Here is a 21871-nt window from a genome sequence, read left to right as displayed (position 1 = left end):
GGGTGGGCAGCTCTCCGTCCCGGCCGCGCCGCCGGGTGTGTGCGGCCTTCCGTCCCGGCCGTCCGCCGGGCGGCCCGCTCTCCGTCTCCGCCGTACCGTCAGGTGGGCAGCTTCACCGGGCCGACGTAGTCGAACACTCCCTTCCGGACTGCGTAGTGGTGGACGTTCTCGGTCTCCAGATGGCGGCTGTCGTTGTATGCGAAGGTCTGGGTCAGCCCCTCGAACCGGACCTTGAGCAGGGCGTCGCCCAGCTCCCGGCGGCCGGTGCCGGGCCGGAGCGCGGTGATCCGGCCGGCCAGCATCCGGATCGCGTCGTACGTCTCCGCCGCCCCGGCCGTCGGAGCGGTGCCGTAGCGCTCGCGGTAGGCGCGGGCGAAGTCCCGTACCGGCTCGGCCTCCGGACCGTTGAACGGGGTGACGGCCTGCAAGCCCTCGCCCTGCGCGCCCGCCGCCGCGGTGAAGTCCGGCGTGGCCGAGGACGCGTCGAGGAACCGGGGGCGGGTGAAGCCGCGGCCGGCCAGAGCGCGGGCCACCACGGCGGCCCGTTCGGGAGTGCCCGTGTAGTAGAGGGCGTCGATGCCCTTCCCCAGCATGTCGCCGAGGACGGCGTCGGGTTGCGCACGTTCCGGAACCACTCGTATGTACAGGTTCAGGGCGAGACCGCGGGCCGACATCCTGGCCAGGTAGGTCAGTTCCCAGCGGGTGATGCCGCCCACCCGGTCGATCAGCATTCCCGGCCGCCGGGCGCCCTGTGCGGAGAGCGCCGTCATCGTGGCGTAGGCGGTGTAGGGGCGGATCGGGGCGGCCCGGTAATACCACTTCGGGGACCCGAGGAGTGAGGTGTTGCCGGCGGCCAGCGACAGTTCGGAGACCGAGACGAGCGGCAGCCTGGCCCGCTCGTACACCTCCACGGCGGCCACGGCCGAGGCGTATCCGGTCGGGCCGACGACGGCGAGGACACCGGGATTCCCGGTGAACCGGCGGGCCGCCGCCACGGCACGGGCGGACTCGCCCTTGTCGTCCACCACGTCGAGGGCGAGCGCGAACGGCCGTCCGGGCACGGCGTTGAACTCGTCGACGGCCAGGGCCGCGGCCCGCTGCTGCGCGGTGCCCTCGGCCTTCTGCGGGCCGCTGAGGTCCGCGTGCAGGCCGACGACCCGCTGCGGAAGGCCCGGGGGCGCCTGGTCGTCGCCGCGCAGTCCGGCCCACAGGGCCGCCCCGCCGCCCGCCGCCAGCAGTGCCGCACCACCCGCGGCCGCCGTGAGGAACCGGCGCCGCCCCGGCGGGCGCTGCTGCTGTACGACGGTGTCGGGTACGACCGTCGGTTCGATGCCCGTCAGCGCCAGCATCGCCTCGGAGCGCCGGGCGATCACCAGCACCACCGGATCCGGCAGCCAGTCGATGGTGCCCTCCGGTGCGTCCCCGGCCAGGGCCCCGTCCACCGCGGCGGCCGAGGGCCGCTCGGCCGGGTCCTTGGCGAGGCAGCGGCCGAGCAGCTCCCGCAGTTCTCCGTCCTGGATGCCCGCCAGATCCGGGGTGCCGTGCACGGTGCGGTAGAGCAGCGCGTCCACCGCTCCGGAGCCGAACGGCGGGCGGCCGGTGGCGGCGTAGGCCAGTACGCAGGCCAGGGAGAAGACATCACTCGCGGACCCGACCGCGCCCGCCCTCGCCTGCTCCGGGGAGAGGAAGCCCGGCGAACCCACCACCATCCCCGCCGAGGTCAGTTCGGTCGCCTCGGCGGCCGTGGAGCGGGCGATACCGAAGTCGATCAGCCGGGGGCCGTCCATCGCCAGCAGCACGTTGCCGGGTTTGACGTCCCGGTGCACCAGACCCGCCGCGTGCACCGCGGCCAGCGCCCGGGCCAGCACCTTGCCCAGGACCCGCACCGCCCGCGGGGGCAGTGCCCCGCACTCCGCGACCGCGTCGGCCAGTGACGGGCCCGGGACGAACGCCGTGGCGAGCCACGGCGATCCGGCCTCCGTATCCGCGCCGAGTACCGGTACCACCCAGGGGCTCCGCACCCGGCGGGCCGTGGCCACCTCGCGCCGGAACCGGTCCCGGAACGCGTCCTCCGCCGCGAATTCGGGCTGGATGACCTTCACCGCGGCCGGATCGCCGTTCTCGGCACGGGCCAGATAGACCACACCCATGCCGCCCGCGCCCAGCCGGCCCAGCAGCCGGTAGGCGCCGAGGCGCGAGGGGTCGGACGGGAGGAGCCGTTCCATCACTCGCCCTCCTTCGCGTCGGACGGCGACGCCGTGCCGCCGGGCGAGGGACTGCCGGCCTTGGCCACGGGTTCGCGCCCGAACTCCTCGCGGGCCCTGATCTGCATCGTGGGAACGGCGTTGACCACGATCTTCATCAACTGCTGGAGGTCGTAGCCGCGGCCTCCGCAGACCGAGGCGGAGGCCACCATCGAGCCGTACGTCACCTGCTGCCAGGTGTACGGGTACGGACCGCCGTGCTCGTCGCTGACGCACTCCCCCGATTCCATCAGGGAGTCCTCGCTGTACAGGTTGGCGGCCTCACCGAGCCGGGCGGGCTGGGGCATCAGCTTGGTCAGCCGCTCGCCCTGCCGGAGTACCTGCTCGTCGCAGTGGAGTGCCTCCTCCACCATCCTGGCCTGCTCCCAGGCCGCTTCCGCGCCCGTACGGTGGACGGTCACGGTCGCCGAGAGCCGTACCCGGCCCTTGCCCGCGGCCGGGGGCAACTCGAAGTGCCGGGTGAGCGTCGCCAGTACGTCGCGGGGCAGCCGTTCGCGGTTCCAGACGCAGTTGCGGCGCAGCACCGACCAGGTGCCGGGATCGTTTTCGTACGGTGTGGCCTTCCGGACCCCGGCGGTGAAGTCCCCGGGCCCGGCGATCAGTTTCGCGATCAGCGCCCGGGCCTGTGCCGGGGTCCGGGGCTGCTGTCCCGGATCCGCCTCCTTGACGGCAGGCACCGGCGAGACGGCCGGGTCGGGTGCCGCGACCACCGCGCCACCCGCGGACGGTTGCCCGCCTCTTTTCGCGTCACCGCCGCCGTCGCCGGTGCAGCCGGTCAGCAGCACCCCGCACACGGCGAGGGTTGCCCACCCCGGCCGGCCCTTCGCATACGTCACGATCCCCGCCCTTTGCATCGTGCCCGTCCGGTCCCCCCGGATGCGCGGCGCCCCGCATCCTGGTGCGCGGGGTCGCGCCCTTAGCGATGCTCGCCGGGTGCCGTGTGGTTCCCGGAGTTCACGGGTTCCCGGAGTCGCTTCCGGATAAGCGCCGCCGACCGGCTCCGGCTCCGGCCTCGCGCCGTCCGGGGCATACCGTGCCGGACCCGGATCTCATAGGGTGAATGCCCGGTCCGGGGAACCGGCCGGAATGTTTGGATGGGCACTGCATGCACTTCGCCCTGCGTGCGGCAACGACGCCGGGCGCTCCATGGCGGACCGGGCCCGACGGGCCGAACCCGGGCGGATCCGGTGACAGCCGCGCCAGAAAGGCATTCCGTGACGAAGCGATCCGACGTACAGGACGTACTGGCCGGCCTCCGGGCCGGGATCGAACAGCGCAACCCCGGCCAGCCCGAGTTCCACCAGGCCGTCCACGAGGTTCTGGAGACCCTGGCGCCGGTGCTCGCGGCCCGCCCCGAGTACACCGAGGCCGGGCTCGTGGAGCGGCTGTGCGAGCCGGAACGGCAGATCGTCTTCCGGGTGCCGTGGCAGGACGACCGGGGGCGGGTGCACGTCAACCGCGGTTTCCGTGTCGAGTTCAACAGCGCACTGGGCCCGTACAAGGGCGGTCTGCGCTTCCACTCCTCGGTCGACCTGGGAGTCGTCAAGTTCCTGGGCTTCGAGCAGATCTTCAAGAACGCGCTGACCGGTCTCGGCATCGGGGGCGGCAAGGGCGGCAGCGACTTCGATCCGCACGGGCGCAGCGACGCCGAGGTGATGAGGTTCTGCCAGTCGTTCATGACGGAGCTGCACCGGCACATCGGCGAGCACACGGATGTGCCCGCGGGGGATATCGGCGTCGGCGGCCGGGAGATCGGCTTCCTCTTCGGCCAGTACCGGCGTATCACCAACCGCTGGGAGGCGGGCGTGCTCACCGGCAAGGGCCGGGGCTGGGGCGGCTCGCTGATCCGCCCGGAGGCGACCGGATACGGGAACGTGCTGTTCACGGCGGCGATGCTGCGTGAGCGCGGCGAGGATCTGGAGGGGCAGACGGCGGTGGTCTCCGGGTCCGGCAATGTCGCAATCCATACGGTCGAGAAGCTCATCGCGCTGGGTGCCAACCCGGTGACCTGCTCGGACTCCTCCGGGTACGTCGTGGACGAGAAGGGCATCGACGTGGCGCTGCTCAAGCAGGTCAAGGAGGTGGAGCGGGGCCGTATCGGTACGTATGCCGAGCGCCGGGGCCCCTCTGCCCGCTTTGTGCCCGGCGGTCTCGTCTGGGAGGTCCCCGGGGACCTCGCGCTGCCGTCGGCGACGCAGAACGAGCTGGACGAGAGCGCCGCGGCCGCGCTGATCCGCAACGGGGTGAAGGCGGTGTCGGAGGGCGCGAACATGCCGACGACGCCCGCGGCCGTCCAGCTCTTTCAGCAGGCGGGCGTCGCCTTCGGCCCCGGGAAGGCGGCCAACGCGGGCGGGGTCGCGGTCAGTGCCCTGGAGATGGCGCAGAACCATGCCCGTACGTCGTGGCCGGCCGAGCGCGTCGAGGACGAGCTGACGCACATCATGAACGACATCCACGCCACCTGCCACGGAACCGCCGAACGGTACGGCGCCCCCGGCGACTATGTGACGGGCGCCAATATCGCGGGCTTCGAACGGGTCGCCGACGCCATGCTGGCGCAGGGCGTCATCTGACCCTCCCCTGACGGTCCCCGGCGGATGCGCCGGGGACCGCGAGGGAAGAGGGACCGGCCCCCCGGGGTTGGTAGAAACATGAACGACTCTGGGGCGCGGAATGTGGATGTGGCCGTCGTCGGTGCCGGACAGGCCGGGCTGTCGGCGGCCTACCATCTGCGGCGGATCGGGCTGGTGCCGGACCGGGATGTCGTGGTGCTCGACCACTCCCCCGGGCCCGGCGGCGCCTGGCAGTTCCGCTGGCCCTCCCTCACGTACGGGAGGGTCCACGGTATGCACGCGCTGCCGGGCATGGAGCTGACCGGGGCGGATCCGGACCGGCCGTCGTCCCAGGTGATCAGCGAGTACTTCCGGGAGTACGAGGAGCGGTTCGGGCTGCGGGTGCGGCGGCCGGTGGAGGTGACGGCGGTCCGGGAGGGCGAGGGCGGGCGGCTGCTCGTGGAGTCGCCGGCGGGGAACTGGTCGGCGCGGGCGCTGATCAACGCCACCGGGACCTGGGACAGGCCCTTCTGGCCGCGCTATCCGGGGCAGGAGACCTTCCGGGGGCGTCAGGTGCACACGGCGGGGTATCCGGGGCCCGTGGAGTTCGCGGGGCAGCGGGTCGTGGTCGTCGGCGGCGGGGCGTCGGGGACGCAGCATCTGATGGAGCTGGCGGAACACGCCGCCGCGACCACCTGGGTGACCCGGCGGCCGCCGGTCTTCCGGGAGGGGCCCTTCGACGAGAACGCGGGCCGCTCGGTGGTGGCCCTGGTCGAGGAGCGGGTACGGAACGGGCTGCCGCCGCGGAGCGTGGTGTCCGTGACCGGGCTGCCGCTGACGGACGCGATCCGCGAGGCACGGGCGAACGGGGTGCTCGACCGGCTGCCGATGTTCGACCGGATCACACCCACCGGGGTGGCCTGGGACGACGGCCGGATCGTCGACGCGGACGCCATCGTCTGGGCGACCGGCTTCCGGGCGGCCCTGGAGCATCTGGCGCCGCTGCGGCTGCGGGAGCCGGGCGGCGGGATCCGGATGGACGGCACACGCGCGGTCCGTGACGAGCGGATCCATCTGGTCGGATACGGGCCGTCCGCCTCGACGATCGGCGCCAACCGGGCCGGGCGGGCCGCGGTCACGGAGATCCGGAAGCTCCTGGAGCGCGAGCCCTCGCTCGTACCGTCGGGCTGAACGGCCCGGGGCGGGTCCCGGGCGGGCCCGTTCGCCCGCTCCGCGCGTCGCGAACCCGGCCGCGCGCCCCGGCGGGGGCGGCGGGAAGGGTCACGGCACCGCCGGTACGGCCTCCCGGGCAGCGCCGCGGACCAGCTCGGCGTAGCGGCCCTCCAGCGCCAGCAGTTCGTCGTGCGTGCCCCGTTCGGCGATCCGGCCGGCGTCGAGGACCACGATCTCGTCCGCGTCCCGGACGGTCGACAGCCGATGGGCGATGGTGATCGTGGTGCGCCCCGCCGAGAGCGCGTCGATGGCCTGCTGCACGGCGTGTTCGGTACGGGTGTCGAGGGCGCTGGTCGCTTCGTCGAGGACGAGTACGGGCGGGTCCCGCAGAATCGTCCGGGCCAGGGCCAGCCGCTGTTTCTCACCGCCCGAGAAGCGGTAGCCGCGCTCGCCCACCAAGGTGTCGTAGCCGTCGGGGAGACCGGCGATGTGGTCGTGTATCTGGGCGGCGCGGGCCGCCGTCTCCAGCTCGGCGTCGGTGGCGTCGGGTTTGGCGAAGCGCAGGTTCTCGGCGACGGAGGCATGGAAGAGGTACGTCTCCTGGGAGACGACGCCGACGGACCGGGCGATGCTGTCGAAGTCGAGGTCGCGGACGTCGACGCCGTCGAGGGTGACCCGGCCGCCGGTCACGTCGTACAGCCGGGGTACGAGATAGCTCAGGGTCGATTTGCCGGAACCCGTGGGGCCCACCACCGCGAGGCTGCGGCCCGCCGGAACGGTGATGTCGATACCGTCGAGCGTCGGGGGCTGCCCGGCCTCGTACCCGAAGCGGACCCCTTCGAAGCGGACCTCGCCACGGGTCTTCTCCAGTCTGACGGGCCGCTCGGGCTCGGTGATGTCCACCGGCAGGTCGAGATATTCGAAGATCCGCTGGAACAGGGCGAGCGACGTCTGCATGTCCACCCCGGTGGAGAGCAGGCTGACCGCGGGCCGGAACAGCCCCTGCTGGAGGGAGACGAAGGCGACCAGGGTCCCGATGGAGATCGCCGCCCCGCCGTGGGTCAGGGCCAGACCTGCGGCCCAGTAGATGACGGCGGGCATCGCCGCCATGACGATGCCGATCACGGCCATCCGCCAGCGCCCGGCCATGCTGGACCGGACCTCCAGATCGACGAGCTGCTCGGACTCCCGCTCGAAGGAGCGGGTCAGCGAGTCGGCCCGCCCCATGGTGCGCCCCAGAAGGATGCCGCTGACCGAGAGGGACTCCGTCACCGTGGCGGCCATCGACGCCATCTGCTTCTGCCGGTGCGTGGTGATCTTCTTGCGCTCGCGGCCGACCCGTCGGCTGATCCAGACGAACACCGGCAGCAGGAGCAGCGAGACCACCGTGAGCCGCCAGTCGAGCGCGAGCATGGCGACGACGGTCGCGACCACGGCCGTGAGGTTGGAGACCAGGGAGGTGGCGGTGGAGGTGACGGTCGCCTGCATCCCGCCGATGTCATTGGCGATCCGGGACTGGACCTCGCCGGTGCGCGTCCGGGTGAAGAAGGCCAGGGGCATCTGCTGGAGCCGGGCATAGACGGCGGTCCGCAGATCGTGCATCACGCGCTGGCCGACCGTGGTCGAGATCAGCGTCTGGAGCACCCCGAAGACGCTGTTGAGCACGGCGGCGAGGATCATGCCGAGGGCCAGCAGGCCGAGGAGTCCGGTGCGGCCCTGCGGGATCGCGGTGTCGAGAACGGCCTTCAGCAGAAACGGGGTGACGACGGAGACCAGCGCCGACGCGCCGACGAGCAGCCCGACGAGGGCGAGCCGGCCCCGGTAGGGACGGAAGAGCCGGAGGATCCGCCGCACCTGCGCGGGCGGCTGATCCGGCGTACGAGCCGGGGGTGTCCAGCTGGACGTTTCGTGGCGCATGGTCTCCCTCCGCGGCCCGGCACCGGGCCCGCCCGGGTCGCCGTCCGACACGACGGCAAAGCGAGCATAGTTCATAGTTACCTATGTGCACAATGAATAACATCCTGATATTGTTCCCGTATGACCACACCCGAGCCCGACGGCCTGCTGGCCGAGCAGCTGCTGCGGCTGAGCCGGCGGATCCACCGCAGTCAGCAGCGCAGGCTGGAGTCGGCCGGAGTGGTGATCACACCCGCGCAGTCACGGCTGCTCCGCGCCCTCGCCCAGGAGGAGCGGCCGCCGCGGATGGCCGACCTCGCGGCCCGTCTGGAGGTGGTGCCGCGCGCGGTGACCACCCTGGTGGACGGCCTGGAGGCGGCGGGCCGGGTCCGCCGGGCCCCCGACGCGGAGAACCGCCGGGTGATACGGGTGGAGCTGACCGACACCGGCCGCGCCACCCTCCGCGCCCTGCGGGAGGCCCGCCGCGCGGCGGCGGAGGACATCCTGTCCCCGCTCACCCCCCGCCAGCGCGCGGACTTCGGCGCCCTGCTGTCGACCCTGGTGGACGCGGGCCCGCACACCTGCTGACACGGAGCCCCGCGGAGCGGGGACCACGAGCCCGGCACGACACCGGGCCGGGCCCGGCGGGGAGCATCCCCGCGGGCGCGGGGAGCACCACGCCCAGTACGTCCAGACGGCCGCCGAGACCGGACCATCCCCGCCCCTGCGGGGAGCACCGGCCGCCCTGGTCAACCACGTAGTCCTGCGCCGGACCATCCCCGCACCCGCGGGGAACACGCCCCGCGCACCGCGGGCCTGCCCAGACGGCTCGGACCACCCCCGCACCCGCGGGGAACACACCGTGCGCGCCGTCGGCGCCGACATGCCGCGCGGACCACCCCCGCACCCGCGGGGAACACGCCGCTTCGAACGCCGCGACGGCTTGGTCGATGGGACCACCCCCGCACCCGCGGGGAACACCCTCTGTGACCTGCGACCCTACTCCGCACCCCTTCCCGTTCCCGTCGGCCTCGCCCACTCCGGCACTCCGCCCCGCACATCGCCTTCAGGAACACTCCCCCACGGCCACCGACCGCGAAGCGCACGGCCACCCGGCCCGCAAGGGCGCCCAACCGGCCACCGGTCGCGGTTCCAACTCACCTGCCCCAGCGGCCCTCTTGCGCATCAGCGATCTCAGCCTCCATCGTGCTGACCGAGGTTCAGTAACAGCAGCGCACCATCAGCTCCCCCACTGGAGGGTCGATGAACGACGCAGCCACACCTGACCACGGTTCCGGCAACGACAACGATGTCCCGGACTCTCACCTGCCCTCCGGCGGACCCACCCGGCGGTCCGTGCTGCGGACCTCCGCCGGGGTCGCCGGAGCGGGGGTCGCCGCCGGGGCCGCCGGAGCCTTCGCCGCCCCACCGGCCGCCGCGGCAGAAGCCGCCGACGAGGTATCCGCGGCCGGCGGATACGCCGCCGCTCCCCCGCGCCGCGGCCGGACCATGGCCGGTGTCCCCTTCGAGCGCCGCAGCACCGTACGGGTCGGCATCATCGGCCTCGGCAACCGCGGCGGCAGCATGATCGACCTGTTCCTCGCCCTGCCCGGGGTGAGAGTCGTCGCCCTCTGCGACCCGGTGAAGGCCGCATGCGAACGCGCCGCCGCCAAGGTCGTGGCGGCCGGACAGCCCTCCCCCGCCGTCTACGCCAAGGGCGAGGACGACTACCTCGGCCTCTGCGAGCGCGGGGACCTCGACCTGGTCTATGTCGCCACCCCCTGGGAGACCCACTTCCCCATGGCCGAGGCCGCGCTCCTCGGCGGCAAGCACGTCGGTGTGGAGTGTCCCGTCGCCATGCGGCTCGACGAGCTGTGGGCCCTGGTCGACCTCTCCGAGCGCACCCGCCGCCACTGCATGCAGCTGGAGAACTGCTGCTACGGCAGGAACGAGATGCGAGTCCTGCGGATGGCACACGCGGGCCTGTTCGGGGAGCTGCTGCACGGAGCGGGCGCGTACAACCACGATCTGCGCGAGCTGATGTTCGACCCGGACTACTACGAGGGGCCGTGGCGGCGGCTCTGGCACACCAGGCTGCGCGGCGATCTCTATCCGAACCACGGATTCGGCCCGGTGGCGAACTATATGGACGTCAACCGCGGGGACCGGGTCGTCAGCATCTCCAGCTTCGGCACCCCGGCGCTCGGCCTCGCCGAGTACCGCGAGGCGCATATGGCACCCGGCGACCCGAGCTTCAAGGAGTCGTACGTCTCCGCGGATCGCACGGTCAGCATGGTGCGGACGGCCAAGGGCCGGATCATCAGGCTGGAGCACGATGTGTCGACCCCGCACCCGTACAGCAGGATCAACAGCCTCGGCGGCACCAAGGGCGTCTTCGAGGACTATCCGGCGCGGATCTACGTCGAGCCCGACCACACGGACCACCGCTGGGGCGATTTCGCACGGTACGCCGACTGGGACCACTGGCTGTGGAAGGAGCACGCCAATCCGCCCGGCGGCCACGGCGGCATGGACTACCTCATGCTCTTCCGTCTCGTGCAGACCATGCGTCTCGGGCTGGTACCCGACTTCGATGTGTACGACGCGGCGGTCTGGACGGCGCCGGTGCCGCTGAGCCATCTGTCGATCAAGGCCCAGGGCGCTCCGCTGCCGATCCCCGACTTCACCCGGGGCGAGTGGCGGCGGACCCGGTCGGGTGTGGATTCGGCCAAACCTTCGGACTGATCCGAAGAGTCCCTCTTGAACCCGAGTGCGGTGGAGGGCCCGAGGGAGCGGGAGCCCGGCGCGGCTGCCGCTCCCGACCTCCTGTGGAGGTGCTCACAACGCCCGAAAACCGATTGCGCAATCGGGCCCGGTGGAGCGAACCTTGCACGGTTTGCACCACCCTCGACCTGTGCTGGGACATGATGCAGATCCACAATCTTCCCTACAGAGATCCCGGTAAACCTGATGTGCGTTCGGGCGCGCGATTTCTGGTCTGGCTCTTCCGGCATCAGCTCGGCGGTCAGGCGAGAGCCCTCGGCTGGGGTCTGCTGAACCAGCTCGCCATCGCCGGTCTGGCGGTGGGTACCGGAATCGCCGTCCAGGCAGTGGTCGACCGGGACGGCGGAGGGCTGGCCCTCGCGGGGCTGCTGATCGCCGGGCTGGGCATCGCCATCGCGCTGGGGGACGCGATGCTGCACCGGGCGGCCGTCACCAACTGGATCACCGCCGCGGCCCGCACCCAGCAGCTGCTGGCCCGGAAGACCGCCGGCCTCGGCTCCGTCCTGACCCGCAGGGTCGCGGCGGGCGAGGTCGTCGCCGTTTCGACCGGCGATGTGGAGAAGATCGGCTGGATGGTCGAGGCGGTGTCACGCTTCGTAGCCGCCGCGACGACGGTGGTCATCGTCTGTGCCGCGCTGGTCGTCTACCAGCCGGCGCTCGGCGTCGTGGTCGCCATCGGCTTCCCCGTCGTCGCCCTGGCGGTGCTGCCGCTGCTGCCGCACGCCTCCGCCCGCGCCGATATCCAGCGCGAGAAGGCCGGATACGCCACCGAGCTGGCCGCCGACACGGTGGCGGGACTGCGGGTACTGCGCGGTATCGGCGGCGAGGAACTCTTCCTGAACCGCTACCGGGAGGCTTCGCAGGAGGTGCGCGGCGCCGCCGTCCGCGCCGCCCGCACCTGGTCGCTGATCTCCGCCGTACAGGTGCTGCTGCCCGGCGCGCTGATGCTGACAGTGGTGGCGTACGGGGCCAAGCTGGCCCTCGACGGCCGGATCACCGTCGGCGAGCTGGTCACGGTGTACAGCGCGGTACTGCTGGCCCAGCACCCGATGCGGAACGTTGAGGAGATCGCCCTGGCCTACTCGTACTCGAAACCGTCCGCCAAGCGGGCGGCCCGGGTCCTGGCGCTGGAGCGGACGGTCACCACGACCGGCCACGACCAGGGGAGCCCGACCGGTGATCTGTACGACCCGGTGACGGGCCTGCTGGCGCCCGAGGGGCTGCTGACCGCCGTCGTCTGCGGCGACCCGGACGCGGCCGGAACCCTGGCCGAGCGGCTGGGCGGACACCCGGCCGGCGATATCGTCCCGGCGCAGGGCGGCGACGGGCCGGAGCCCGATGCGGCGCCGACTGCTCCGGCGGCCCCCTCCGTGACCCTCGGGAAGGTTCCGCTGGACGAACTGCCGCTGGAGGAGGCGCGGACCGCCGTCCTGGTCCAGGACAAGGAGCCGGTGCTGCTCTCCGGCACGCTGCGGGAGCTGCTGGACGTGCCGTCGTCGGGGCGGGTCTCCGCCGCCGACGCCCTGGGCGCGGCCCAGTGCGGCGACGTCCTCGACGCACTGGCCCGGGCGGCGACGGGCACCCACGGCGCGGGCGACCCCATGGAGACCCCGATCACGGAACGCGGCAGGTCGCTCTCCGGCGGCCAGCGCCAGCGGCTGGCACTGGCCCGCTCCCTGGTGACCGACCCGGAAGTGCTGGTGCTCGACGAGCCGACCTCGGCCGTGGACTCCCACACCGAGGCCCGGATCGCCGCGGGCATCCGCCGGCTCCGGGACACCCGCACAACCGTGGTCCTCGCCTCCTCGCCCCTGCTGCTCGACCTGGCGGACCGGGTGGTCCTGGTGGACGGCGACACCGTCGCCGCCGTCGGCACACACCGCGAGCTGCTGCGGTCCGAGCCCCGCTACCGGGCCGTCGTCGCCCGTGAGCCGGAGCCCGGCACCGGACGGACCGCCGGTGTCCCCGCCTGACCAGCGGGCCCGGCAGTTGCCATGCACACCTTCAGCCTTCAGGAGGAATGACCATGTTCCGGGTGATGCCGCCGGAGTACGATCCGGCGGCCCCCGAGTCGGCGACGACCTTGCCCGTCGCCGGCGCGGCCACCGTACGGTCCTACGCGGGGGAACTGATACGCCGGCACCGCCGCGCCTTCACCGCTCTGATCGCGGTCCAGGCGCTCGCGGTGCTCGCCTCGATGGTGGGGCCCTATCTGCTGGGCTCCGTGGTGGAACAGCTCGAAGAGGGCGCACGCGAGCTGCCGCTGGGGCGCACGATCGCGCTCTTCGCCGTCGCGCTGGTGCTCCAGACGCTGTTCGTCAGGATGGTGGCGCTGCGCGGGGTGACGCTCGGCGAGGAGATGCTCGCCGATCTGCGCGAGGACTTCCTCGTCCGGTCGGTGCGGCTGCCTCCGGGGGTGCTGGAGCGCGCGGGGACCGGTGATCTGCTCTCCCGGATCACCACCGACGTCGACCGGCTCGCCAACGCCATGCGGGAAGCCGTGCCGCAGCTCGCCATCGGGGTGGTGTGGGCGGGGCTGCTGATCGCCGGACTCGCGGTCACGGCACCGCCGCTGGCCCTGTCCGTCCTGGTCGCCGCGCCCCTGCTGATCGTCACCTGCCGGTGGTACTTCCGCCGGGCGCCTTCCGCCTATCGCTCGGGGGCCGCCGGATATGCGGGGGTGGCCGCCGCTCTCGCCGAGACCGTCGACGCGGGCCGCACGGTCGAATCCCACCGGCTGGGGCGCCGCCGGGTCGAGCTCTCGGACCGGCGGGTCGAGGAGTGGGCCGCCTGGGAGCGGTACACGCTCTATCTGCGCTCCGTGCTCTTCCCCGTGGTCAACACGGCCCACACCGTGGTCCTCGTCTCGGTGCTGATGATGGGCGGGGTGTTCGTGCTCAAGGGCTGGCTGGACATCGGCCAGCTGACCACGGGCGCACTGCTGGCACAGATGCTGGTGGAGCCGGTCGGCATCATCCTGCGCTGGTACGACGAGTTGCAGGTGGCGCAGGTTTCGCTGGCCCGGCTGGTGGGCGTGCGGGAGATTGAGCCCGACGCGGGCGACGCCGAACTGCGGCCCGAGGGGCGCGATATGCGCGCCGACGAGGTCCGCTTCGGCTACCGCGAGGGCGTCGACGTCCTGCACGATGTATCGCTGTCGGTACCGCCGGGGAGCCGGGTCGCGCTGGTCGGCCCTTCGGGGGCCGGGAAGTCGACGCTGGGCCGCCTGCTCGCCGGGATCTACGGCCCGCGGTCGGGGCGGGTCGCCCTCGGTGACGCGGAGCTGTCCCGGATGTCCGCCGAGCGGGTGCGGGAGCATGTGGCGCTGGTCAATCAGGAGCACCATGTGTTCGTCGGGTCGCTCCGGGACAATCTGCGGCTGGCGCGGAACGGGGCACCGGACGGTGAGCTGTGGGATGCGCTCGCCGTCGTCGACGCGGACGGCTGGGCGCGGGCGCTGACGGACGGTCTGGACACGGAGGTCGGTTCCGGCGGTCTGGCGCTGACACCCGCCCAGGCGCAGCAGATCGCGCTGGCCCGGCTGGTGCTGGCGGATCCGCACACCCTGGTGCTCGACGAGGCGACGTCCCTGCTGGATCCACGGGCCGCGCGGGAGCTGGAGCGTTCGCTGTCGCGGGTGCTGGAGGGCCGTACCGTGGTGGCGATCGCGCATCGGTTGCACACCGCGCACGACGCGGATGTGATCGCGGTGGTCGAGGCGGGCCGGATCACCGAACTGGGCCACCACGACGAACTGGTCGCAGCGGGCGGGCCCTACTCGGCGCTCTGGCGGTCCTGGCACGGCTGACGGAACCGCTCCCGGGCCGGATGGGGCGGAGGACGGGCGACCTCCGTCCGCCCACCGGCCCGGCGGCCGGTTCCCCCCGGGGCGCGGACCGGACCCTCCAGCACACCGGAAGGCACTCCGGAAGGCACACCGGATGAGCGCACCCGCCGGCCCGTGGCCCGGTCCGGCCGCCCGATACCCGACGCGGCGCCGCCCGCGGCGCCCGGACCCGGCCGGACGGCCTCCGGGGCACCGCCGGAGGACCGGATCCGGCGTCAGGCTCCGACCAGCTCCGCCTTGTTCATCGCCGATATGACCCGGTCCGGCGCGTCCGCGTCGCCGCCGCCGCTCGCGAGCTGGGCGGCCGCGCCGATGAGGAAACCGCCGATGAGTACCGGGGCCACCTCGGCGGACGCGGCACGCGGCGAGTCGGGAATGATCATCTTGGCGAGCTGTCCCGCGCCGCCGATCAGCAGTGCCGTGGAGGCGGTGAGGGCGAGCAGGACCGTGGTCGGACGGCGACGGCGCATAAGCGCTCCCGGGTGCGCGGGCCGCGGCGGCACAGGAGCCGGAGCGGCCGGGACGACTGGGCCGCCACATCGGCGGCTGATCGGACCGTAGGCCCGGACGGTCCCGCTCCGCCACCCCCTGTGGACAACCCGTACCGAACGGGTGACGGAATTTTCCCCTGCCGGATTTCTCCCCGAAGAAGCGGCCCCGGCGGCCCCGCCGAGTCGGGCCGGATCCCCCCGGTCCGTCGCCGGAGCGCACAGGCACCGGACCGGACACGGCACCGGACCGGGACACAGCGGACCGGGACAACGGCGCCGGAAGGGCCGCCGCGCCGTACGCCCCGACCCGTGTGCTCCCGGTACCGGGGCCCGGGAGCACCGGGGCAACGCACCCACCCCCGTCAGAAACCCCGTCAGAACACGTTCAGCGCCGACGCTCCGCCCACTCCCCCGAGCAGCATGAACACCGGCATCAGCACCTTCAGTTCCACCCAGCTCCCGGCCCGGAAGCGCAGCGCCTTCGGCGGGCCGATGGGGTACCAGCGCTTGTTGCCGATGGGGATCGGCCAGAGGATCGGACAGCCCGACACGGTCAGGGAGTCGCCGATGTCGTGGACGAGGGCGCCCAGCACAATCGGCAGCCCCAGCCAGAGGTACTCCTGGCCGGGCGCGGTGAACAACCAGTCGGAGCCGTTGCCCGGCTGGTCCAGGACCCCGGCCAGAATCCAGGCGCCGGCGGCGCCCAGCAGCCAGACGAGGACATCGCTGGAGACCCGCGCGGCCCGCCACAGCAGCCCTTCGACCGCCAGCACCAGATGGACGAAGAGGATCGCGAGGACCGCCCAGCGTCCGCCGGTCACGGCCAGCGCGGACGCGCCGCCGCCGATCAGCACGGCCCACACCCAGGTGTGGGTCAGGGTGCGGTGCCCCCCGGTGCGGCGCTTGTCGCCGGGTTTCCTGGTCGCCTTGTAGACGGCGAAGGAGAGTTTGTCGACGATTTCGCAGAGCGCCTTGGAGACGGGGCCGAAGGCGCGGGAGATCGTCGCCGCCTTGTGGTCGAGGTCGGGGGCGAGCGCGGCGCCCGCGCAGATCAGCGCCCCGACGACGAGCACCGGCCAGGGCATGGCGTGTCCGGCCGCCGCGGTCGCGGCCCCCACCCCCAGCCACGCCGCCGCTCCGGACAGTGAGTGTGCCGGTCCCATCATGGTGTCCCCGCCCCCGGCCGTCCCCGGTCCCGGCCGTCGCCGACCGTCCCGCGGATCGCCGTCGTTGTGTCGTCGTCTGCGCGCCGGCCCGGCGGAACCGGTCCCTCCCCGTTCGGTCCGGCCGCGCCGGCCCCGTACCACCGGGCCGCTCCGCGTCCGGGCACCCCCCGGCCGACAGGGCAGCGTACCGTCCGTGATCTTGCCTGCGCCGCCCGGATCCCCGGTCCGGGGTGAACCGATCGGGGTGCGCCAGGCAAGATGGGGGGCGTGACCCTCATTGATCAGCTGCCGCCGGATGCCGACCCCGATGCCCTCTTCGAGGCTTTTTCCTCCTGGGCGGAGGGCCGGGGCCTCTCGCTGTACCCGGCGCAGGAGGAGGCGCTGATCGAAGTGGTGTCGGGGGCGAACGTGATCCTCTCCACGCCCACCGGCTCGGGGAAGTCGATGGTGGCTGCGGGGGCGCACTTCGCGGCGCTGGCCCGGGACGAGGTCACCTTCTACACGGCGCCCATCAAGGCGCTGGTGTCGGAGAAGTTCTTCGATCTCTGCAAGCTCTTCGGCACCGAGAACGTCGGCATGCTGACCGGTGACGCGTCCGTCAACGCCGACGCGCCGGTGATCTGCTGCACCGCCGAGGTGCTGGCGTCCATCGCACTGCGCGACGGCAGGAACGCCGATATCGGCCAGGTCGTGATGGACGAGTTCCACTTCTACGCGGAGCCGGACCGCGGCTGGGCCTGGCAGATCCCGCTGCTGGAGCTGCCGCAGGCGCAGTTCGTGCTGATGTCGGCGACGCTCGGGGACGTCTCGCGCTTCGAGCAGGACCTGACGCGCCGTACCGGCCGCCCGACCGCGGTGGTCCGCTCGGCGACCCGCCCGGTCCCGCTCTCCTACGAGTACCGGCGCACCCCGATCACGGAGACGCTGACCGAACTGCTCCAGACCCGGCAGGCGCCGGTGTACATCGTGCACTTCACCCAGGCGGCGGCGGTGGAGCGGGCGCAGTCCCTGATGAGCATCAACATGTGCTCGCGCGAGGAGAAGGAACAGATCGCCGAGCTGATCGGGAACTTCCGCTTCACCACGAAGTTCGGCCGCAACCTCTCGCGGTACGTCCGGCACGGTATCGGGGTCCACCACGCGGGCATGCTGCCGAAGTACCGCAGGCTGGTGGAGAAGCTGGCGCAGGCGGGCCTGCTGAAGGTGATCTGCGGTACGGACACGCTCGGCGTCGGGGTGAATGTCCCGATCCGTACGGTGCTGTTCACGGCCCTGACCAAGTACGACGGCAGCCGCGTCCGCACCCTGCGGGCCCGCGAGTTCCACCAGATCGCGGGCCGCGCGGGGCGGGCCGGTTTCGATACGGCGGGTCTGGTCGTCGCCCAGGCCCCCGAGCACGTCATCGAGAACGAGAAGGCGCTGGCCAAGGCGGGCGACGATCCGAAGAAGCGCCGCAAGGTCGTCCGCAAGAAGGCTCCGGAGGGTTTTGTCGCCTGGTCGGACTCGACCTTCGAGAAGCTGATCGAATCCGATCCGGAGCCGCTGACCTCGCGGTTCAATGTGACGCACACGATGCTGCTGTCGGTGATCGCCCGTCCGGGCAACGCCTTCGACGCGATGCGGCACCTCCTGGAGGACAACCACGAGCCGCGCCGCAACCAGCTGCGGCATATCCGGCGGGCCATCGCGATCTACCGTTCGCTGCTGGACGGCGGGGTCGTCGAGCGGCTGCCCGAGCCCGACGCCCAGGGCCGGATCGTCCGGCTGACCGTCGACCTCCAGCACGACTTCGCGCTGAACCAGCCGCTGTCGACCTTCGCGCTCGCCTCCTTCGAGCTGCTGGACCCGGAGTCGCCGTCGTACGCGCTGGACATGGTCTCCGTGGTGGAGTCGACGCTGGACGACCCCCGGCAGATCCTGGCCGCCCAGCAGAACAAGGCGCGCGGCGAGGCGGTGGCCGCGATGAAGGCGGACGGCGTCGAGTACGAGGAGCGGATGGAGCGGCTCCAGGAGGTGACGTACCCGAAACCGCTGGAGGAGCTGCTGTGGCACGCGTACGACGTCTACCGCAAGAGCCACCCCTGGGTCGGCGACCATCCGGTCTCGCCGAAGTCCGTGATCCGGGACATGTACGAACGGGCGCTGTCGTTCACCGAGTTCACCTCGTTCTACGAGCTGGCGCGGACCGAGGGCATCGTGCTGCGCTATCTGGCGGGCGCGTACAAGGCGCTGGAGCACACGATCCCGGACGATCTGAAGTCGGAGGACCTCCAGGATCTGATCGCCTGGCTGGGCGAGATGGTGCGCCAGGTGGACTCGTCGCTGCTGGACGAGTGGGAGCAGCTGGCCAATCCCGAGGTGGAGTCCGCCGAGGAGGCCCAGGAGAGGGCGGACCAGGTCAGGCCGGTCACGGCCAATGCCCGTGCCTTCCGGGTCCTGGTCCGGAACGCGATGTTCCGGCGGGTGGAGCTGGCGGCCCTGGACAAGGTGGGCGTCCTGGGCGAGCTGGACGAGGAGTCGGGCTGGACCGCGGACGCCTGGGGCGAGGCCATGGACGCGTACTGGGACGAGTACGACGATCTGGGCACCGGTCCGGACGCGCGCGGCCCCAAGCTGCTGCTCATCGAGGAGGACGAGCCGCACGGTCTGTGGCGGGTCCGGCAGATCTTCGCCGATCCGAACGGCGACCACGACTGGGGGATCAGCGCCGAGGTCGACCTCGCGGCCTCCGACGAAGAGGGCCGGGCGGTCGTCCGGGTCACGGCCGTGGGGCAGCTGTGACCCCGGCGCCCGGCGGGGTCCACGCACCGGCGAAACGAATGAGGGAAGTGCGATGACGAATCCGGTGGAGCGTCTGGTCGATCTGCTCGACCTGGAACGCATCGAGGTGAACATCTTCCGCGGACTCAGCCCCGACGAGTCCCTTCAGCGGGTCTTCGGCGGCCAGGTCGCGGGGCAGGCCCTGGTGGCGGCGGGCCGCACCACGGACGGCGAGCGTCCGGTGCACTCGCTGCACGCCTACTTCCTCCGTCCGGGCCGGCCCGGGGTGCCGATCGTCTACCAGGTCGAGCGGGTCAGGGACGGCCGCTCCTTCACCACGCGCCGGGTCACGGCGGTGCAGGAGGGCCGGACGATCTTCAATCTGACGGCCTCCTTCCACCTGCCCGAGTCCGGGAGCATCGAGCACCAGCTGCCGCCGCGGGCCGATTTCCCGGACCCCGAGACGCTGCCGAAGGTGGCGGACGAGATCCGGGAGCATCTGGGCGCGCTGCCGGAGCCGCTGGAGCGGATGGCCCGCCGCCAGCCCTTCGACATCCGGTACACGGAGAAGCTGCGGTGGACGCCGGAAGAGGTGAAGGAGAAGGAGTCCGACCCGCGCAGCGCCGTGTGGATGCGGGCGATGGGCCCGCTCGGCGACGATCCGCTGGTGCATACCTGCGCGCTGACGTACGCGAGTGATATGACACTGCTGGACGCGGTGCGGATCCCCGTTGAACCGCTCTGGGGGCGGCGGGGGTACGACATGGCGTCCCTGGACCACGCGATGTGGTTCCACCGGCCGTTCCGGGCGGACGAGTGGTTCCTGTACGACCAGGAGTCGCCGATCTCCACCGGCGGCCGGGGCCTGGCCCGGGGCCGGATCTACAACCGTGCGGGCGAACTGCTGGTCTCCGTGGTGCAGGAGGGGCTGTTCCGCCCGCTGCACACCGCCTGAGGGACCCGCTGCCGGTTCCCCGGCCCCCCTTGCGCCCCTGATGTCTGCCGAGACGAGGAGTTCTGAGATGACGACGGTGTACGACATTCCCCTGCGGACCCTGGACGGCGAGCCGACGTCCCTGGCGGCCCACCGGGGTTCGGTGGTGCTGGTGGTGAACGTGGCGTCCAAGTGCGGTCTTACGCCCCAGTACGCCGGTCTGGAGCGGCTCCAGAAGGAGTACGCCGAGCGCGGTTTCACCGTCGTGGGTGTGCCATGCAACCAGTTCGGCGGGCAGGAGCCGGGCAGCGCCGAGGAGATCGGGGTGTTCTGCTCGGCGACGTACGGAGTGACCTTCCCGATGCTGGAGAAGACCGACGTCAACGGAGCCGGGCGGCATCCGCTGTACACGGAGCTGACCCGGACGGCCGATGCGGAGGGCGCGGCCGGTGATGTGCAGTGGAACTTCGAGAAGTTCCTGATCGGCCCGGACGGTACGGTCGCCGGCCGGTTCCGGCCCCGGACGGAGCCGGACGCGCCGGAGCTGGTCGCGGCGATCGGGCGGCTGCTGCCCGTCTGACGCGCTGCCGCGCCCCGGAGCCCCGGGCTCCGGGGCGCCCGGTCAGCGGATGGGGACACCGGAGAGGGTCCGGGCGATCACCAGCCGCTGGATTTCGCTGGTCCCCTCGAAGATCGTGTAGATGGCGGCGTCCCGGTGCATACGCTCCACCGGGTAGTCGCGGGTGAAGCCGTTGCCGCCGAGTATCTGTACGGCCCGCGCGGTGACGTCCTTGGCGACCTCGCCCGCGTAGAGCTTGGACATCGATCCTTCGGCGGCGTCGAAGGGCTTGCCCGCGGCCGCCATCCAGGAGGCCCGCCACACCAGCAGCCGGGCCGCGTCGATACGGGTGCGCATATCGGCGAGCTGGAAGGCGATGCCCTGGTTGTCGATGACGGGCCGGCCGAACTGGGTGCGGGTACGGGCGTAGTCGAGGGCGATCTCGTACGCGGCACGGGCGGTGCCGACCGCCATCGCCCCCACCGCGGGGCGGGAGGCCTCGAAGGTCGCCATGGCGGCGTTTCCGACCCGTGCGCCCCCGGGTCCGCCGCGGGCCCGCTCCCGGGCGCGGGCGAGCCGCTCGTCGAGCTTCTCCTTGCCGCCGAGGAGGCAGTCGCCGGGAACGCGGACGCCGTCCAGGACCACTTCGGCGGTGTGCGAGGCACGGATACCGTGCTTCCTGAACTTCTGGCCCTGGCTCAGTCCGGGAGTCCCCGGCGGGACGACGAACGAGGCGTGGCCCCGGCTGCCCAGCTCCGGGGCGACGACGGCCACCACGACATGGACATGGGCGATACCGCCGTTGGTGGCCCAGGTCTTGGTGCCGTCGAGCACCCATTCGTCCTTGGCCTCGTCGTACACCGCGCGGGTGCGCAGGGCACCGACATCGGATCCGGCGTCGGGTTCGGAGGAGCAGAAGGCCGCGACCCTGACCTGGTCCTCGTCCCCGTACATCTGGGGGATCCAGGTCCCGATCTGTTCCTCGGTGCCGTTGGTGAGGACACCGACCGCGGCGAGTCCGGTGCCGACGATGGAGAGCGCGATCCCGGCGTCGCCCCAGAACAGCTCCTCCATGGCGAGCGGGATACCGAGGCCGGTGGGGTCGAAGTACTGCCGGGCGTAGAAGTCGAGGGAGTAGATGCCGATCCTGGCGGCTTCCTGGATCACCGGCCAGGGGGTCTCCTCGCGCTCGTCCCACTCGGCGGCGGCCGGGCGCATCACGTCCGAGGCGAAGCCGTGCAGCCAGTCCCGCACCTGCTTCTGTTCTTCGTTCAGCTCCAACGTGAAGTTCGCCATATCCCCTCCGGCGCCGTGATCACCCATCGCGAGTTACTCGCAGTAACGGCAGTCTGTTACCGGGTGGTAGAGCCTGTCAACAGATCCGGTGCCCGGCTGTCCCGGCCGTGGGGGGTGTTAGTTTTCGCAGGCGTCAGGCAGATCGGACG

The 21871-nt window shown here is 72.1% G+C and carries 15 protein-coding genes; 9 read left to right on the top strand and 6 right to left on the bottom strand.

Features of this window, described 5'->3' with window-relative positions; genetic code table 11:
• Positions 1–98: 98 nt before the first annotated feature.
• Both ACIQ9E_RS26595 and ACIQ9E_RS26590 read right to left on the bottom strand, forming a co-directional pair.
• A complete protein-coding gene (locus tag ACIQ9E_RS26595; RefSeq protein WP_403711158.1) occupies positions 99–2225 on the bottom strand; it encodes a bifunctional serine/threonine-protein kinase/ABC transporter substrate-binding protein in 2127 nt (708 codons plus the stop codon).
• Positions 2225–3100 carry a hypothetical protein gene (locus ACIQ9E_RS26590; RefSeq protein WP_403711156.1) on the bottom strand — a complete coding sequence of 292 codons (876 nt, stop codon included), beginning with the start codon at positions 3098–3100 and terminating at the stop codon, positions 2225–2227. The genes ACIQ9E_RS26595 and ACIQ9E_RS26590 overlap by 1 nt, the downstream gene beginning before the upstream one ends.
• Positions 3101–3478: 378 nt before the next feature.
• Here ACIQ9E_RS26590 and gdhA point away from each other — a divergent pair, with 378 nt between their 5' ends.
• Together gdhA and ACIQ9E_RS26580 are read left to right on the top strand one after the other, a co-directional pair.
• Positions 3479–4837 carry an NADP-specific glutamate dehydrogenase gene (gene gdhA, locus ACIQ9E_RS26585; protein WP_403711154.1) on the top strand — a complete coding sequence of 453 codons (1359 nt, stop codon included), beginning with the start codon at positions 3479–3481 and terminating at the stop codon, positions 4835–4837.
• Between the two features lie 78 nt (positions 4838–4915).
• A complete protein-coding gene (locus tag ACIQ9E_RS26580) occupies positions 4916–6007 on the top strand; it encodes an FAD-dependent oxidoreductase (RefSeq protein WP_403711152.1) in 1092 nt (363 codons plus the stop codon).
• 90 nt (positions 6008–6097) lie between these two features.
• On the opposite strand, the gene ACIQ9E_RS26575 is transcribed toward ACIQ9E_RS26580, so the two are convergent.
• Positions 6098–7906 carry an ABC transporter ATP-binding protein gene (locus tag ACIQ9E_RS26575; RefSeq protein WP_403711150.1) on the bottom strand — a complete coding sequence of 603 codons (1809 nt, stop codon included), beginning with the start codon at positions 7904–7906 and terminating at the stop codon, positions 6098–6100.
• Between the two features lie 120 nt (positions 7907–8026).
• On the opposite strand from ACIQ9E_RS26575, the gene ACIQ9E_RS26570 reads away from it, so the two are divergent.
• From ACIQ9E_RS26570 to ACIQ9E_RS26555, 4 genes are all read left to right on the top strand, one after another.
• Complete coding sequence (locus ACIQ9E_RS26570; RefSeq protein WP_403711148.1) at positions 8027–8473, top strand: MarR family winged helix-turn-helix transcriptional regulator; 447 nt, start codon at positions 8027–8029, stop codon at positions 8471–8473.
• 675 nt (positions 8474–9148) lie between these two features.
• Positions 9149–10630, top strand: coding sequence for a Gfo/Idh/MocA family protein (locus ACIQ9E_RS26565; protein ID WP_403711146.1), 1482 nt, complete (start codon positions 9149–9151; stop codon positions 10628–10630).
• A gap of 182 nt (positions 10631–10812) precedes the next feature.
• Positions 10813–12642 (top strand): ABC transporter transmembrane domain-containing protein, encoded by a 1830-nt coding sequence (locus ACIQ9E_RS26560; RefSeq protein WP_403711265.1) that lies wholly within the window; start codon positions 10813–10815, stop codon positions 12640–12642.
• A 53-nt stretch (positions 12643–12695) separates the two neighbouring features.
• Positions 12696–14477 (top strand): ABC transporter ATP-binding protein, encoded by a 1782-nt coding sequence (locus tag ACIQ9E_RS26555; protein WP_403711263.1) that lies wholly within the window; start codon positions 12696–12698, stop codon positions 14475–14477.
• Positions 14478–14731: 254 nt separating this feature from the next.
• Here ACIQ9E_RS26555 and ACIQ9E_RS26550 read toward each other — a convergent pair whose 3' ends face one another.
• Entirely contained in the window at positions 14732–14986 is a 255-nt protein-coding gene (locus tag ACIQ9E_RS26550; protein ID WP_403711144.1) for a hypothetical protein, read from the bottom strand.
• A gap of 395 nt (positions 14987–15381) precedes the next feature.
• Positions 15382–16173, bottom strand: a complete 792-nt coding sequence (locus ACIQ9E_RS26545) for a metal-dependent hydrolase (RefSeq protein WP_403711142.1) — start codon at positions 16171–16173, stop codon at positions 15382–15384.
• Positions 16174–16440: 267 nt separating this feature from the next.
• On the opposite strand from ACIQ9E_RS26545, the gene ACIQ9E_RS26540 reads away from it, so the two are divergent.
• The 3 genes from ACIQ9E_RS26540 (at position 16441) to ACIQ9E_RS26530 (ending at position 20447) form a co-directional block, all read left to right on the top strand.
• On the top strand, positions 16441–18954 hold the full coding sequence (locus ACIQ9E_RS26540) for a DEAD/DEAH box helicase (protein WP_403711140.1): 2514 nt from the start codon (positions 16441–16443) through the stop codon (positions 18952–18954).
• A 52-nt stretch (positions 18955–19006) separates the two neighbouring features.
• A complete protein-coding gene (locus ACIQ9E_RS26535; RefSeq protein WP_403711138.1) occupies positions 19007–19888 on the top strand; it encodes an acyl-CoA thioesterase in 882 nt (293 codons plus the stop codon).
• Between the two features lie 67 nt (positions 19889–19955).
• Positions 19956–20447 carry a glutathione peroxidase gene (locus tag ACIQ9E_RS26530; RefSeq protein ID WP_403711136.1) on the top strand — a complete coding sequence of 164 codons (492 nt, stop codon included), beginning with the start codon at positions 19956–19958 and terminating at the stop codon, positions 20445–20447.
• A gap of 42 nt (positions 20448–20489) precedes the next feature.
• Here the strand turns inward: ACIQ9E_RS26530 and ACIQ9E_RS26525 are convergent, their stop codons facing one another.
• Positions 20490–21722 (bottom strand): acyl-CoA dehydrogenase family protein, encoded by a 1233-nt coding sequence (locus ACIQ9E_RS26525; RefSeq protein ID WP_403711134.1) that lies wholly within the window; start codon positions 21720–21722, stop codon positions 20490–20492.
• Positions 21723–21871 lie beyond the last annotated feature (149 nt).

The organism is Streptomyces sp. NPDC094448, assembly GCF_044763775.1.
Taxonomy (GTDB): Bacteria; Actinomycetota; Actinomycetes; order Streptomycetales; family Streptomycetaceae; genus Streptomyces.
This window is presented reverse-complemented; position numbering and strand designations above follow the sequence as displayed.

Bases quoted from the DNA above. Each gene is read 5' to 3' on its own strand.
- ACIQ9E_RS26595 (WP_403711158.1), bottom strand. From the start codon at position 2,225: ATGGAACGGCTCCTCCCGTCCGACCCCTCGCGCCTCGGCGCCTACCGG.
- ACIQ9E_RS26580 (WP_403711152.1), top strand. From the start codon at position 4,916: ATGAACGACTCTGGGGCGCGGAATGTGGATGTGGCCGTCGTCGGTGCC.
- ACIQ9E_RS26575 (WP_403711150.1), bottom strand. From the start codon at position 7,906: ATGCGCCACGAAACGTCCAGCTGGACACCCCCGGCTCGTACGCCGGAT.
- ACIQ9E_RS26570 (WP_403711148.1), top strand. From the start codon at position 8,027: ATGACCACACCCGAGCCCGACGGCCTGCTGGCCGAGCAGCTGCTGCGG.
- ACIQ9E_RS26565 (WP_403711146.1), top strand. From the start codon at position 9,149: ATGAACGACGCAGCCACACCTGACCACGGTTCCGGCAACGACAACGAT.
- ACIQ9E_RS26560 (WP_403711265.1), top strand. From the start codon at position 10,813: ATGCAGATCCACAATCTTCCCTACAGAGATCCCGGTAAACCTGATGTG.
- ACIQ9E_RS26555 (WP_403711263.1), top strand. From the start codon at position 12,696: ATGTTCCGGGTGATGCCGCCGGAGTACGATCCGGCGGCCCCCGAGTCG.
- ACIQ9E_RS26550 (WP_403711144.1), bottom strand. From the start codon at position 14,986: ATGCGCCGTCGCCGTCCGACCACGGTCCTGCTCGCCCTCACCGCCTCC.
- ACIQ9E_RS26545 (WP_403711142.1), bottom strand. From the start codon at position 16,173: ATGATGGGACCGGCACACTCACTGTCCGGAGCGGCGGCGTGGCTGGGG.
- ACIQ9E_RS26535 (WP_403711138.1), top strand. From the start codon at position 19,007: ATGACGAATCCGGTGGAGCGTCTGGTCGATCTGCTCGACCTGGAACGC.
- ACIQ9E_RS26530 (WP_403711136.1), top strand. From the start codon at position 19,956: ATGACGACGGTGTACGACATTCCCCTGCGGACCCTGGACGGCGAGCCG.
- ACIQ9E_RS26525 (WP_403711134.1), bottom strand. From the start codon at position 21,722: ATGGCGAACTTCACGTTGGAGCTGAACGAAGAACAGAAGCAGGTGCGG.